We start from the raw sequence: 13,521 nt of genomic DNA, 5'->3' as shown, positions 1-13,521 counted from the left end.
TATGCTGAAAAATCTGCACGTGATTACCGGAATTATCTTTGCCCTCACCATATTCTGTCTGCTGCAAGTTGTCACGGGAGGGTTGTTCTACTCTGCCGTCAGCAACGATCGCCATAACTTCCAGAACTCCGGCGTGCTGAATGCCCAGCAGGAAAGCCTGAGCGACAGCGTGAACACGCTGGTGAAAACGCGCGTTACCGTCACCCGCGTGGCAATCCGCTACCTGAAGAACCAGCGCGACCCGGCATCCCTTGCCGCGATTAACAAACTGCTCGGCACCGCAGGCGACTCGCTGGCTAAAGCTGAAGCCTATAACAAAGAATGGCAGAAAATGCCGCAGGTTAACGGCCAGAATGCGGCGTTAACCGACGAGATGCAGAAGTCATGGAATCAGATGCACGAGGTGATGCGTTTGTCGATTGAGTATCTGCGTGCCGACAACTACCAGGCCTATGGCGATCTGGACGCTCAGCAGGCCCAGGACGACATGGAAGCGGTCTATAACCGCTGGCGCGCCGAGAACAACACGCTGCTGAAGGCGGCAACCGAAGAGAACCAAAGCAGCTTCACGCAGATGCAGTGGACGCTGGCAGCCATTTTCCTGGCCGTTATCGCCGTGCTGGTGGTGATCTGGCAGGGTTTACAGCACCTGCTGTTAAAACCGCTCAACGCCATCATGAACCATATTCGCGCCATTGCGGGAGGCGATCTGACGCAGGATATCACCCTCTCTGGCCGCAATGAGATGGGTCAACTGGCGGCTGGCCTGCACGAGATGCAGCAGTCGCTGGTGACAACCGTCAGCGCCGTACGCGGCAGCACCGACTCCATCTACACCGGCGCGGGTGAAATTGCCGCAGGGAGCAACGATCTCTCCGCCCGCACCGAAGAGCAGGCCTCCTCGCTCGAAGAGACAGCCGCCAGCATGGAAGAGCTGACCGCAACGGTTAAACAGAACTCCGATAACGCCCGTCAGGCGACGCTGCTGGCGAAGAATGCCTCTGAAACAGCGGCTCGCGGCGGCCACGTCGTGGATAACGTGGTGCGCACCATGAACGAAATTGCCGACAGTTCGCAGCAAATCGCTCATATTACCGGCGTGATTGACAGCATTGCGTTCCAGACCAACATTCTGGCGCTTAACGCCGCGGTGGAAGCCGCACGCGCAGGCGAGCAAGGCCGCGGGTTTGCGGTTGTCGCCGGTGAAGTTCGTACGCTGGCCAGCCGCAGCGCGCAGGCGGCCAAAGAGATCAAAGGGCTTATTGAGAACTCCGTCAGCCGGGTGAACACCGGTTCTGAGCAGGTCAGCGAAGCGGGCGCGACCATGAAGGAGATTGTCGCCGCCGTCACCCGCGTCACCGATATCATGGGCGAGATTTCGTCCGCATCGGATGAACAGAGCCGCGGAATTGAGCAGGTGAGCCTGGCCGTGTCGCAGATGGACAGCGTAACGCAGCAAAACGCCGCGCTGGTGCAGCAGTCCGCCACGGCGGCAGCGGCGCTGGAAGATCAGTCCGAACAGCTGCGTCAGGCCGTGGCCGCGTTTCGTCTGAACGGTAAAGCAAACGCCACCGCCCCGCGCCCGGCCAACGTTAAAACGCCGCAGTTGCTGCGTCCGGCAACGGCTAACGCCACCTCCGACAGTAACTGGGAAACCTTCTAAGCCTCAGGCGGGCGAAGATATCGCCCGCTAACGGCTGCGCTTGGCGTGCCGTTCCCAGTTCTCCTGCTTCGCGTCGTCGGATTTTCGCAGGGAAACATAGCAAGCCCCGCTGCCGCCGTGATGCGGCAGCGCCACGCAGAACGCCTGCACTTCCTCGAACTCGGTTAACCAGCGTGCCAGATAGCTACGCACCACATTAGGATGCGAATTTTGCTCGCGCCCTTTCCCGTGGATGATGATGAGGTTACGTAATCCGTCACGACTGGCCTGGCGAATAAAGGAATACAGCATCTGGCGGCAGCGTTCAGCGGGCTGACGCAACAGATTTAAGCTGGCCTGTCGGGAGTATTTACCCGAACGCAGCTTATCAATAACGCCCTGCTGGACGCCTTCGCGCTGGAACGCCAGCGGCTCGTCAAGCGGCAATAGCTCAAGGAAACCCAGGGTCAGAAAGTTGTCGAGCTGTTCGGTATCGATGTCCTGGCGAGCCCGGGTATTACGGCTTTGCTGCCAGTGGATATCGGTGCAGCGTTTCAGGGGCTGGACATCCTCCATGGCGTCAAGAAAAAGGGATTTGTCGTCAGGGTTCATGGAAATCCTCCGGCTACATCTGGGCTTGTACTATACCTGCGCCAGACAGGTGTCTCAATAACCCTTAGAAGATGAGGCACGAGATAAATATTAACCCGATGAATATATATAGTCATTATAAAATGCACTTAAACCTGACTTAACTAAAACCCCAGCAACGGTAAAATAGGTGATTTGCGTTAAATTTTCGTGAAATCAGTCATTCACCTTCCTTTCATTTTTCGGGAAAGGTGTTATAATTAAATTTACCTGCCTCATGGATATAATACCCAGGACTTGCGAAAGGACGCACTGCTGTGTGTACTATAGGGTCTGTCTGATGTCGGGCAGACTCTGTTTTTTTTATTATGCGACATTCACTCTGAAACTATTTTCCTCGCCTCCCTTCTGAATTGCGTAATTAATGATTCGGCAAGCGGAGTTTGACGAGAATCCCGGCGCTGAATTAAATAATATGCGGCTTTTGGAAGCGACTCGGCAACCGGAAGAATGACCAGACGGTGCGCCAGCAGCGGATCACAGCCTAACTCCTGCGGAAGGATACTTAAAAAATCACTTTGTGCAACAAGGCTAATGCAGGAAGAAAAGGTTTCGCACACTACGCCAATCCGCGGTATTTGCGAGCGGTGGCTAAATAGATCTTCTAATTGTTTATAATAACTTCCCCGCGGCGTTGGCATTGTCCAGTTATAATGCAGCAGATCGTTAATGGATGTTGCCCCTGTCGCCGGATGCCCTTCCCGGCAAAATACCGCAAACGGTTTTTCGAAGAGTTTTTCAAACGTAAATTCATGGTCGTAAGGCCCCTGATAATAGGTGTTAATGGTGAAGTCCAGTTCGCCCTGGCGTAATTCATTGATCATCGACACCAGCTGCCCTTCCATAATTCGCACTTTAACCTGCGGGTGCTGGGCGTGAAAACGGGTGATGACGGCGGGCATCAGGCTGCGTGACACGCTGGCCCCCATCCCGATATTGATCTGCCCGGCCAGATCCCCCTGCCGCTGGCGAATGTCATCCTGCGCCGCACGCAGCTCTTCCAGAATCAGCCTTGCGCGCTGGTAAAACCCTTCCCCGCACTCGGTCAGCGCAACGCCTTTACTCCGGCGAACAAAAAGCTGCGCCGCCATGCCCTCCTCCAGCTCTTTGATGGATTTGGTCAGCGCCGGCTGCGAGAGATTCAGCGTCCGGCTGGCACCGCGAATGCTGCCCTGACGCGCCACTTCAACAAACGCCCGGATTTGATGAAATTTAATCTGAAATGACATAGCCCAACCGATAACCGTTGTTTATCAGAGTAAAGAAACTGTCATCTACTTTAATGGAAAGGGATGTGCGAGGGTAATTCCTGAACGGTTAAAACTGTGAAAAAACGGTTAGTGATAAGTAAAAACTATCACAGCGTGAAGCAGTTCACATTTTTTAATGATGACAGGAACAGATATGGACACACTGGCGCAGTACATCCAGACATTAGCCCCCCAGCTGATCGCATGGCGTCGCGATTTTCACCATTTTGCGGAATCCGGCTGGGTAGAGTTCCGTACCGCCGCAAAGGTTGCGGAAATCCTTGACTCCCTGGGCTACGAACTGGCGATGGGTCGCGACGTGATCGATGCCGAAAGCCGTATGGGGCTGCCCGATGACGCCACCCTTTCGCGAGAGTTTGCCCGTGCGCGGTCACAGGGCGCGCCTGAGAAATGGCTGGCACCGTTTGAAGGCGGATTTACCGGCATTGTGGCGACCCTGAATACCGGACGACCGGGCCCGACGCTGGCGTTTCGCGTCGACATGGATGCCCTTGATTTAAGCGAAGCGCTCGACGACAGCCATCGCCCGTTCCGCGACGGTTTTGCCTCCTGCAACGCGGGAATGATGCACGCCTGCGCGCACGACGGCCACACCACCATTGGCCTGGGGCTGGCAAAGGTGCTTAAGCAGAACGAAGCGCAGTTCAACGGTACCGTCAAGCTGATTTTCCAGCCTGCCGAAGAAGGCACCCGCGGCGCGCGCGCCATGGTCGCCGCCGGGGCGCTGGACGGCGTGGACTATTTTACCGCCATCCATATTGGTACCGGCGTCCCCGCCGGAACGGCGATCTGCGGCAGCGATAACTTTATGGCAACCACCAAGTTCGACGTGAACTTTACCGGCGTTGCCGCACACGCGGGCGGCAAACCGGAGGATGGACGTAACGCCCTGCTTGCCGCCGCGCAGGCCGCCCTCGCCCTGCACAGCATCGCCCCGCACAGCGAAGGCGCTTCCCGCGTCAACGTCGGCGTGATGCAGGCGGGTAGCGGCCGCAACGTGGTGCCCGCAAATGCACTGATTAAGGTTGAAACCCGCGGCGAAAGCGAAGCAATAAACCAGTATGTCTTTGAACGCGCGAAGGCTGTCATTACCGGCGCGGCCGCGCTCTATGGCGTGAGCGCGGAGATGCGCCTGATGGGGGCCGCCACCTCCAGCGCGCCGACGCCGGCCTGGGTTGATTACCTGCGTGAACAGGCGAGCCAGGTATCGGGAATTGTGCACGCAATCGATAAGGTGAAAGCGCCAGCAGGCTCTGAAGACGCCACGCTGATGATGGCCCGCGTGCAGCAGAACGGCGGCATGGCGTCGTATATGGTGTTCGGCACGGATTTGAGCGCCGGACATCACAACGAAAAATTCGACTTCGATGAGCAGGTCATGGCTGTCGCCATTGAAACGCTGGCGCGAACTGCGCTCAATTTCCCGTGGACGCGAGGTGTGTAATGCAGGAGAACTACGCTTTTATTGCCGACGCCATCGACACGCGATGTCAGACGCTAACCGATATTGCCGACGCAATTTGGGATCATCCCGAAACCCGCTTTGAAGAGTTCTGGTCCTCCAGACGGCTCGCTGACGAGCTGGAAGCCGAGGGCTTTACGCTGACCCGCGAGGCTGGCGGTATCCCAAACGCGTTTATCGCCAGCTTCGGCAGCGGAAAACCGGTTATCGCTCTGCTGGGCGAGTACGACGCGCTGGCCGGGCTAAGCCAGCAGGCGCACTGCGCGACGGCGCAATCCGCCACGCCGGGGGCTAACGGCCACGGCTGCGGGCATAACCTGCTGGGCACCGCGGCGCTTGCGGGCGCGGTGGCGGTAAAAAGCTGGCTGGAGCAGCACGGCGGCAGCGGAACGGTGCGTTTTTACGGCTGTCCCGGTGAGGAAGGCGGCTCCGGGAAAACCTTTATGGTACGTGAAGGTCTGTTTGATGACGTTGATGCCGCCGTCACCTGGCACCCGGAGGCCTTTGCCGGGATGTTTAACGTCAGCACACTCGCCAACATTCAGGCGGCCTGGCGTTTTCACGGCGTGGCGGCACATGCAGCCAACTCGCCCCATTTAGGGCGCAGCGCGCTGGACGCCGTGACGCTGATGACTACCGGCACCAACTTCCTTAACGAGCACATCATAGAGAAAGCGCGCGTCCATTACGCCATCACCGACACCGGCGGGATTTCGCCCAACGTGGTGCAGGCGCAGGCTGAAGTGCTGTACCTGATCCGCGCCCCGGAGATGGCCGACGCGCAGCAGATCTACCAACGCATCGAAAAAATTGCCCAGGGCGCGGCAATGATGACCGAAACCACCGTGGAATGCCGCTTTGATAAGGCCTGCTCCAGCTACCTGCCGAACCGCACGCTTGAGGCTGCGATGTACCGCGCGTTGCAGCACTACGGCACGCCGGAGTGGACCGATGAAGAGCGCGACTTTGCCCGCGAAATCCGCGCCACGCTGACGCCAAACGATCTGCAGAACAGCCTGAAAAACATTGCCGCCACGGGGGGAGAAGCAGGCAAAGCCTTTGCCCGCCGCCATCAGGAGACGCTGCTGGTGGATGAAGTCGCGCCCTATGCCATCACCGATAACGTGCTGGCGGGTTCAACGGACGTGGGTGACGTCAGCTGGAAAATGCCGGTCGCCCAGTGCTTCAGCCCCTGCTTTACCGTCGGCACGCCGCTGCACACCTGGCAACTGGTGGCGCAGGGACGAACCTCCATCGCCCATAAAGGCATGCTGCTGGCCGGGAAAGTGATGGGCGCAACCGCGCTCAATCTGCTGCAGGATGCAGACCTGCTGAAAACATGCCGTGAAGAGTTCGAACAACAAATAGAAGAAAAACCGTACGCGTGTCCGATCCCATCGGGCGTGACACCGTCACCTTTAAAATAAAAAAACACAACACAACAACACAACACTCCCGAGGAACGCCCATGAGTATGTCATCCATACCTTCGCATTCCCCATCCGGTAAGCTCTATGGCTGGGTTGAAAGGATCGGCAATAAAGTGCCGCACCCTTTCCTGCTGTTTATCTATCTGATTGTGATTTTGATGGTTGCCACCGCCGTGCTCTCGGCCTTTGACGTCAGCGTGCGCAGCCCGGCAGACGGCAGCCTGGTGGCGGTGAAAAACCTGCTCAGCGTTGACGGGCTGCACTGGTTTTTACCGAACGTGATCAAAAACTTCAGCGGTTTCGCTCCGCTGGGGGCCATTCTGGCGCTGGTGCTGGGCGCCGGGCTGGCTGAACGCGTGGGCTTGTTACCCGCGCTGATGGTAAAAATGGCATCCCACGTCAGCGCGCGCTATGCCAGCTACATGGTGCTGTTTATCGCCTTCTTCAGCCACATTTCATCCGATGCCGCGCTGGTGATTATGCCGCCGATGGGGGCGCTGATCTTCCTCGCCGTCGGGCGCCATCCCGTGGCGGGTCTGCTGTCGGCCATTGCGGGCGTGGGCTGCGGCTTTACCGCCAACCTGCTGATCGTCACCACCGACGTGCTGCTCTCGGGCATCAGCACGGAGGCGGCGAAAACCATTGATGCGGCCATGCACGTCAGCGTGATCGACAACTGGTACTTTATGGCCAGCTCGGTGATTGTCCTGACGATTGTCGGCGGGCTGATTACCGATAAGATCGTCGAGCCGCGTCTGGGCAAATGGGAAGGCCGTAGCGATGAAAAGCTGGAGACGCTGAGCAAAGAGCAGCGCTTCGGCCTGCGCGTGGCCGGGCTGGTTTCGCTGGCGTTTATCGCGCTGGTGGCGCTGATGGTGGTGCCGGAAAACGGCATACTGCGCGATCCGGTTAAGCATACCGTCCTGCCGTCGCCGTTTATTCAGGGCATCGTGCCGCTGATTATTCTCTTCTTCTTTGTCGTTTCGCTCGCCTACGGTATCGCTACCGGCAAAATCCGCCGTCAGGGCGATCTGCCGCAGCTGATGATCGAGCCAATGAAAGAGATGGCGGGCTTTATCGTGATGGTATTCCCGCTGGCGCAGTTTGTGGCGATGTTTAACTGGAGCAACATGGGCAAGTTTATGGCCGTGGGCCTGACCGACGCGCTGGAGGCTGCCGGATTAAGCGGCGTACCGGCGTTTGTCGGGCTGGCGCTGCTGTCATCCCTGCTGTGCATGTTTATTGCCAGCGGCTCCGCCATCTGGTCAATTCTGGCGCCGATCTTCGTGCCGATGTTTATGATGCTCGGGTTCCACCCGGCGTTTGCCCAGATTCTGTTCCGCATCGCGGACTCCTCGGTGATCCCGCTGGCGCCCGTCTCACCTTTCGTTCCGCTGTTTTTAGGTTTCCTGCAGCGCTATAAGCCCGAGGCCAGACTGGGTACCTACTATTCGCTGGTTTTACCCTACCCGCTTATCTTTTTAGGGGTATGGCTGGTGATGCTGGTGGCATGGTATCTTGTCGGCCTGCCGATTGGGCCGGGGATATACCCGAGGCTAAATTAAAGGATTGAAAATGCTGAGATTACTCGAAGATAAAATTGCGACGCCGCTCGGGCCGCTGTGGGTGATCGCGGACGAGCAGTTCTGCCTGCGCGCCGTTGAGTGGGAAGAGCACAGCGACCGCATGGAGGAACTGCTTGATATTCATTACCGCGCACAGGGTTATGAACGCATCAGCGCCACCAACCCGGGCGGGCTGAGCGACAAGCTGGCGGCGTATTTTGAAGGCGATCTCAGCATCATTGACACTCTGCCAACCGCCACGGCAGGTACCCCTTTTCAGCGCGAAGTGTGGCAGGCGCTGCGGTCGATTCCGTGCGGGCAGGTCATGCATTACGGCCAGCTCGCGGAGCAGCTAGGCCGCGCAGGCGCCGCACGCGCGGTGGGTGCCGCCAATGGCTCTAATCCGGTCAGCATTGTGGTGCCCTGCCATCGGGTCATTGGCCGTAACGGCACCATGACCGGCTATGCCGGCGGCGTGCAGCGCAAGGAGTGGTTACTGCGTCACGAAGGGTATCTCTTGCTGTAGATCCCAGGCTTTTTGTGCTTAATTTTCTACCGGTTAGGCTAAAAATCCATAATCAAGCTGTGGAATTTCAAGAAGATGGCAACACGTTGCCGTCTCTTGTCCTTATTGAGGGTTTGTCAGGCTTACGTACTTACCAAAAAGATGTTAAAATTGACCAATATCAATTAAGGCTTGAGCAAACCTATGATCCCGGAAAAGCGAATTATACGACGCATTCAGTCTGGCGGTTGTGCTATCCATTGCCAGGATTGCAGCATCAGCCAGCTCTGTATCCCGTTTACCCTGAATGAGCATGAACTCGATCAGCTTGATAATATCATCGAGCGCAAAAAGCCGATTCAGAAAGGGCAGACGCTGTTTAAAGCGGGAGACGAACTGAAATCGCTCTATGCTATCCGCTCTGGCACCATCAAGAGCTACACCATCACCGAACAGGGTGACGAGCAGATCACCGGCTTCCACCTGGCAGGCGATCTGGTGGGCTTTGATGCCATCGGTACTGGTCACCACCCGAGCTTTGCTCAGGCACTCGAAACCTCGATGGTTTGCGAAATTCCGTTTGAAACCCTGGACGATCTGTCCGGTAAGATGCCTAACCTGCGTCAGCAGATGATGCGTCTGATGAGCGGTGAGATCAAAGGCGATCAGGACATGATTCTGCTGCTTTCCAAAAAGAATGCAGAAGAGCGCCTGGCCGCGTTTATCTACAACCTCTCCCGCCGCTTCGCCGAGCGCGGTTTTTCGCCGCGTGAGTTCCGTCTGACCATGACCCGTGGCGATATCGGTAACTACCTGGGCCTGACCGTTGAGACCATCAGCCGTCTGCTGGGTCGTTTCCAGAAGAGCGGAATGCTGGCCGTTAAGGGTAAATACATCACTATCGAAAACGGCGAAGCGCTGGCCGTTCTTGCCGGACACGCCCGCAACGTGGCGTAACTCTCCGCATGTTGATAACCAGACTGATAAATTCACGTGATTTATTGGTCTGGTATCATCGCTTCCGCTTTAAGACATTTTCATCGTAGCACGTCCCCATACAGCGCCTGAAAGGTTGTCGTTGAGGTTATGAATTGAGAGAAAGTTTGTTTTTCGTTTCAGTCGTGATCGCCTCAGTGACCTTTATATTCATCTGGATCATGCTTGTCGGTCCGATGAAGGGGGAGGAAAAAACCTACGTTCAGGATTCCACGACCTTTGCGATAGCGGTGATGGTGCTGCTGTTCATTGCGTTTATCGCGGTGACATCCACCGTGCTTTTCCTCTGATAAATTTTCATGAATTATTGATCTGGCAAAAGCTCCCCTCTGTTTCATTCAGGATATATAGGTTACTCTTTTAATTACAGACTGTGGTGACAGTAGTAAGGAGACCTGTATGGCCAAGTATCAAAACATGCTGGTAGCTATCGATCCGAATCAGGACGATCAGCCGGCATTACGACGTGCTGTGTATTTACATCAACGGATTGGTGGCAAAATCAAAGCGTTTTTGCCGATCTATGACTTCTCGTATGAGATGACCACCCTTCTGTCGCCTGACGAGCGCACCGCTATGCGTCAGGGCGTCATCAGCCAGCGTACCGCGTGGATCCGTGAACAGGCGAAGTATTACCTGGAAGCGGGAGTGCCTATTGATATTAAAGTGGTCTGGCATAACCGACCTTTTGAGGCCATTATCCAGGAAGTGGTTGCCGGTGGGCACGACCTGCTGCTGAAGATGGCGCACCAGCACGACAAGCTGGAGTCCGTAATCTTCACTCCGACCGACTGGCATTTGTTGCGTAAATGCCCTTGCCCGGTCTGGATGGTGAAAGACCAGCCGTGGCCTGAAGGCGGGAAAGCCGTTGTGGCGGTGAATCTCGCGAGCGAAGAGGATTATCACAATTCGCTCAACGAGAAGCTGGTGAAGGAGACCATCCAGCTTGCCGATCAGGTTAACCATACCGAAGTGCATCTGGTGGGCGCCTATCCGGTTACCCCGATCAATATCGCCATTGAGCTGCCGGAATTTGACCCAAGCGTCTATAACGACGCGATCCGCGGTCAGCACCTGCTGGCGATGAAAGCGCTGCGCCAGAAGTTCAGCATTGACGAGAACATGACGCACGTGGAAAAAGGGCTGCCTGAAGAGGTGATCCCGGATTTAGCCGAACATCTGCAGGCCGGGATTGTGGTGCTGGGCACCATTGGCCGGACCGGTATCTCTGCTGCCTTCCTCGGCAATACCGCCGAACAGGTGATCGACCATCTGCGCTGCGACCTGCTGGTCATCAAGCCGGATGAGTATCAGACGCCGATTGAGCTGGACGACCCGGAAGACGATTGACGTAAACATCAAAGCCCGCCGCTCCGGCGGGCTTTTCTCATCAGCTCTCCATTACCGGCTTCGTCTGTTCACCTGACTCATCCTGCATCCACGGCGCGTGCAATACCATGCTGGGCAGCGCCAGCTTAATCTCCTGGGCGTTCAGCCCTTCAAGAATACGGATATTGATCTCCTGCTGGATGTCCATGTATTTATTGTAATCCGCGGTATTAACGATATGGACGACTTCAAACGTCAGGCGGTCGCGGTCGAATCCCAGAAAATGGGCACGATCGAATTTTGTCTCGCCGACATCGGTAATGATCTGCCTGACCATATCCCCCACGTAGCGCAACTTATCGGGCGGCGTGTCGCTGGCAACGCCAAAGGTAAAGACGATGCGACGCGTCTGCATGCGTTTGTAGTTGTGAAGCGTCTGCTGAAGCAAAATGGCGTTACCGCAGACGATCTGCTCCCCGCTCAGGCTGCGAATACGGGTCGTTTTCAGGCCAATGTGCTCTACCGTCCCCGCCACGTCGTTGAACACCACAAAATCGCCAATTTCAAACGGCTTATCAAAGCCGATAGAGAGCGAGGCAAACACGTCGCTGAGGATCGTTTGTACGGCGAGGGCGATGGCAATACCCCCTACCCCAAGGCTGGCAACCAGAGCAGTGATGTTGACGCCCGCGTTAGCAAGGATAGACAGCAGCATCACTGACCAGACAATGGCCCGGAGAATAAGCCCCGTGATCACCAGCGTGACCGGGTTTTTATGGCTTCCGGGCGCCAGCATGACGTGACGAAGCCACGACACCACCCCCTGATCCATCCACAGCGCCACCTGGATGGCGAAAACCAGGAACCAGGCGTGGCTCACGGTGCCAAAGAGATGATCCGGCAAGTCAACGAAACGCAGGCTGAAGAGCAGCGCCACCACAAACAGCAGGAAGCGGCTGGTGCGGTTAAGCATATCGGTCAGGATAAAACGCATCCGGTTGGTGGTCGGGTGCTTGTCGCCCCAGGTGGTGATGCCTTTCTTAACGAATGCGATCAGGCGCGTTAGCAGCCAGTACACCAGCAGCGTCACAAAGACAACCGTGGCGGCGCCTATCCAGAATGTCGGCGTCATCATCAGCGCGATGATGTCGAAGCGGGACAGAAATTGCATTACACCTCCTCGTATTACACAAAGGGTAAAGTATAGACAGAGGAGAAACGCTGGCCGCAGAAATAGGAAAACCGCCCCGAAGGGCGGTTTGTCAGGAGAAAGCGAATTACAGCGCTTTCAGAATCGCATCCACGCTGGCTTTGGCGTCGCCAAACAGCATATGGGTATTCTCTTTGAAGAACAGCGGGTTCTGCACGCCAGCATAGCCGGTGTTCATCGAGCGTTTGAAGACAATGACGTTCTGCGCCTTCCACACTTCCAGAACCGGCATCCCGGCGATTGGGCTGCGCGGATCGTCCTGTGCCGCCGGGTTAACGGTGTCGTTAGCACCAATAACCAGCACGGTGTCGGTGTCGGCGAAATCATCATTAATCTCGTCCATCTCCAGCACGATGTCGTATGGCACCTTCGCTTCCGCCAGCAGTACGTTCATGTGGCCCGGCAGACGTCCGGCCACCGGGTGAATACCAAAGCGAACTTTGATACCGCGCGCGCGCAGCTTCTCGGTGATTTCCGCCACCGGATACTGCGCCTGCGCCACCGCCATACCGTAGCCTGGGGTGATGATCACAGAATGCGAGTTTTTCAGCATTTCCGCGGTGTCTTCCGCGCTGATCTCACGGTGTTCACCCACTTCTTCGTCAGAGCCGGTAGAAGAACCGTCAGAACCGAAGCCACCGGCGATAACGCTGATGAACGAACGGTTCATCGCCTTACACATGATGTAAGACAGGATGGCACCGGAAGAACCGACCAGCGCACCGGTGACGATCAGCAGGTCGTTGCTCAGCATAAAGCCCGCAGCCGCCGCTGCCCAACCGGAGTAGGAGTTCAGCATCGAGACAACCACCGGCATATCCGCACCGCCGATGGACGCCACCAGATGCCAGCCAAACGCCAGCGCGATGATGGTCATCACCAGCAACGCCAGTACCTGCAGGCCCACGCTTTCGGTACGCACGAAGACCACCAGGAGCACAAACGACACCACCAGCGCCGCCAGATTCAGCTTGTGACGGTTAGGCAGCATCAGCGGTTTAGAAGAGATCTTACCGCGCAGCTTGCCGAACGCCACGATAGAACCGGTGAAGGTTACTGCACCGATGAAGATACCGAGGAACACTTCGGTCAGATGAATGTTGACCAGAATCGGCTCCATGCCCGGTTCGTGATACAGGTAGCTGTTGAAGCCCACCACCACCGCCGCCAGGCCCACGAAGCTGTGCAGAATCGCCACCAGTTCCGGCATCTCGGTCATTTCCACGCGCTTCGCCAGGCGAATACCAATCGCGCCCCCGATGATCATCGCCACCAGGATCCACGCCACGTTGCCGGTATCCGGCCCGAAGATGGTCGCAATCAGCGCAATCGCCATCCCGGCGATACCAAAGTTATTTCCCTGCTGAGACGTTTCGTGTTTGGAAAGCCCCGCCAGACTGAAAATAAACAGGATTGCAGCAACAATGTATGCGGCTGTCACTAATCCTCCAGACATATGC

Annotated in this window: 12 protein-coding genes; 8 read left to right on the top strand and 4 right to left on the bottom strand. The window is 56.6% G+C overall.

The features are described from left to right. The first annotated feature begins 1 nt into the window (after position 1). Positions 2 to 1,663: a methyl-accepting chemotaxis protein gene (locus tag IM284_RS04220; protein WP_063153904.1), complete on the top strand. Its 1,662-nt coding sequence runs from the start codon at positions 2 to 4 to the stop codon at positions 1,661 to 1,663. A gap of 27 nt (positions 1,664 to 1,690) precedes the next feature. On the opposite strand, the gene smrA is transcribed toward IM284_RS04220, so the two are convergent. Together smrA and IM284_RS04210 are read right to left on the bottom strand one after the other, a co-directional pair. Further along, positions 1,691 to 2,254: a DNA endonuclease SmrA gene (gene smrA, locus IM284_RS04215; protein WP_045630204.1), complete on the bottom strand. Its 564-nt coding sequence runs from the start codon at positions 2,252 to 2,254 to the stop codon at positions 1,691 to 1,693. A 356-nt stretch (positions 2,255 to 2,610) separates the two neighbouring features. Next, positions 2,611 to 3,522 (bottom strand): LysR family transcriptional regulator, encoded by a 912-nt coding sequence (locus tag IM284_RS04210; RefSeq protein WP_047368434.1) that lies wholly within the window; start codon positions 3,520 to 3,522, stop codon positions 2,611 to 2,613. 175 nt (positions 3,523 to 3,697) lie between these two features. Between IM284_RS04210 and IM284_RS04205 the strand changes: the two genes are divergently transcribed. From IM284_RS04205 to uspE, 7 genes are all read left to right on the top strand, one after another. Beyond that, complete coding sequence (locus IM284_RS04205) at positions 3,698 to 5,008, top strand: M20 family metallo-hydrolase (RefSeq protein WP_047368433.1); 1,311 nt, start codon at positions 3,698 to 3,700, stop codon at positions 5,006 to 5,008. After that, positions 5,008 to 6,453 (top strand): M20 family metallopeptidase, encoded by a 1,446-nt coding sequence (locus IM284_RS04200; protein ID WP_047368432.1) that lies wholly within the window; start codon positions 5,008 to 5,010, stop codon positions 6,451 to 6,453. The genes IM284_RS04205 and IM284_RS04200 overlap by 1 nt, the downstream gene beginning before the upstream one ends. A gap of 41 nt (positions 6,454 to 6,494) precedes the next feature. Beyond that, positions 6,495 to 8,021 carry a p-aminobenzoyl-glutamate transporter gene (gene abgT, locus IM284_RS04195; RefSeq protein ID WP_045261473.1) on the top strand — a complete coding sequence of 509 codons (1,527 nt, stop codon included), beginning with the start codon at positions 6,495 to 6,497 and terminating at the stop codon, positions 8,019 to 8,021. 10 nt (positions 8,022 to 8,031) lie between these two features. Then, positions 8,032 to 8,547 carry a methylated-DNA--[protein]-cysteine S-methyltransferase gene (ogt, locus tag IM284_RS04190; RefSeq protein ID WP_028012946.1) on the top strand — a complete coding sequence of 172 codons (516 nt, stop codon included), beginning with the start codon at positions 8,032 to 8,034 and terminating at the stop codon, positions 8,545 to 8,547. Positions 8,548 to 8,730: 183 nt separating this feature from the next. Further along, a complete protein-coding gene (fnr, locus tag IM284_RS04185) occupies positions 8,731 to 9,483 on the top strand; it encodes a fumarate/nitrate reduction transcriptional regulator Fnr (RefSeq protein ID WP_006174991.1) in 753 nt (250 codons plus the stop codon). A 176-nt stretch (positions 9,484 to 9,659) separates the two neighbouring features. Next, positions 9,660 to 9,812 (top strand): hypothetical protein, encoded by a 153-nt coding sequence (locus IM284_RS04180; RefSeq protein ID WP_223824746.1) that lies wholly within the window; start codon positions 9,660 to 9,662, stop codon positions 9,810 to 9,812. A gap of 109 nt (positions 9,813 to 9,921) precedes the next feature. Next, the gene (uspE, locus tag IM284_RS04175; RefSeq protein WP_028012944.1) at positions 9,922 to 10,872 is read left to right on the top strand and encodes a universal stress protein UspE; all 951 of its coding nucleotides are present in this window, start codon (positions 9,922 to 9,924) and stop codon (positions 10,870 to 10,872) included. A gap of 40 nt (positions 10,873 to 10,912) precedes the next feature. On the opposite strand, the gene IM284_RS04170 is transcribed toward uspE, so the two are convergent. Next, positions 10,913 to 12,022: a mechanosensitive ion channel family protein gene (locus IM284_RS04170; protein ID WP_047368431.1), complete on the bottom strand. Its 1,110-nt coding sequence runs from the start codon at positions 12,020 to 12,022 to the stop codon at positions 10,913 to 10,915. 106 nt (positions 12,023 to 12,128) lie between these two features. Beyond that, positions 12,129 to 13,517, bottom strand: coding sequence for a Re/Si-specific NAD(P)(+) transhydrogenase subunit beta (pntB, locus tag IM284_RS04165; RefSeq protein ID WP_047368430.1), 1,389 nt, complete (start codon positions 13,515 to 13,517; stop codon positions 12,129 to 12,131). Between the last annotated feature and the right edge of the window lie 4 nt (positions 13,518 to 13,521).

The sequence above is a fragment of the Enterobacter cloacae complex sp. P12RS genome, assembly GCF_014895875.1.
Classification (GTDB): Bacteria; Pseudomonadota; Gammaproteobacteria; order Enterobacterales; family Enterobacteriaceae; genus Enterobacter; species Enterobacter bugandensis.
This window is presented reverse-complemented; position numbering and strand designations above follow the sequence as displayed.

What these genes read in the sequence shown, in the direction of transcription:
- ogt (WP_028012946.1), top strand. Translation starts at nt 8,032, where the DNA reads ATGCTGAGATTACTCGAAGATAAAATTGCGACGCCGCTCGGGCCGCTG.
- IM284_RS04210 (WP_047368434.1), bottom strand. Translation starts at nt 3,522, where the DNA reads ATGTCATTTCAGATTAAATTTCATCAAATCCGGGCGTTTGTTGAAGTG.
- fnr (WP_006174991.1), top strand. Translation starts at nt 8,731, where the DNA reads ATGATCCCGGAAAAGCGAATTATACGACGCATTCAGTCTGGCGGTTGT.
- IM284_RS04170 (WP_047368431.1), bottom strand. Translation starts at nt 12,022, where the DNA reads ATGCAATTTCTGTCCCGCTTCGACATCATCGCGCTGATGATGACGCCG.
- uspE (WP_028012944.1), top strand. Translation starts at nt 9,922, where the DNA reads ATGGCCAAGTATCAAAACATGCTGGTAGCTATCGATCCGAATCAGGAC.
- IM284_RS04220 (WP_063153904.1), top strand. Translation starts at nt 2, where the DNA reads ATGCTGAAAAATCTGCACGTGATTACCGGAATTATCTTTGCCCTCACC.
- pntB (WP_047368430.1), bottom strand. Translation starts at nt 13,517, where the DNA reads ATGTCTGGAGGATTAGTGACAGCCGCATACATTGTTGCTGCAATCCTG.
- abgT (WP_045261473.1), top strand. Translation starts at nt 6,495, where the DNA reads ATGAGTATGTCATCCATACCTTCGCATTCCCCATCCGGTAAGCTCTAT.
- IM284_RS04200 (WP_047368432.1), top strand. Translation starts at nt 5,008, where the DNA reads ATGCAGGAGAACTACGCTTTTATTGCCGACGCCATCGACACGCGATGT.
- IM284_RS04205 (WP_047368433.1), top strand. Translation starts at nt 3,698, where the DNA reads ATGGACACACTGGCGCAGTACATCCAGACATTAGCCCCCCAGCTGATC.
- smrA (WP_045630204.1), bottom strand. Translation starts at nt 2,254, where the DNA reads ATGAACCCTGACGACAAATCCCTTTTTCTTGACGCCATGGAGGATGTC.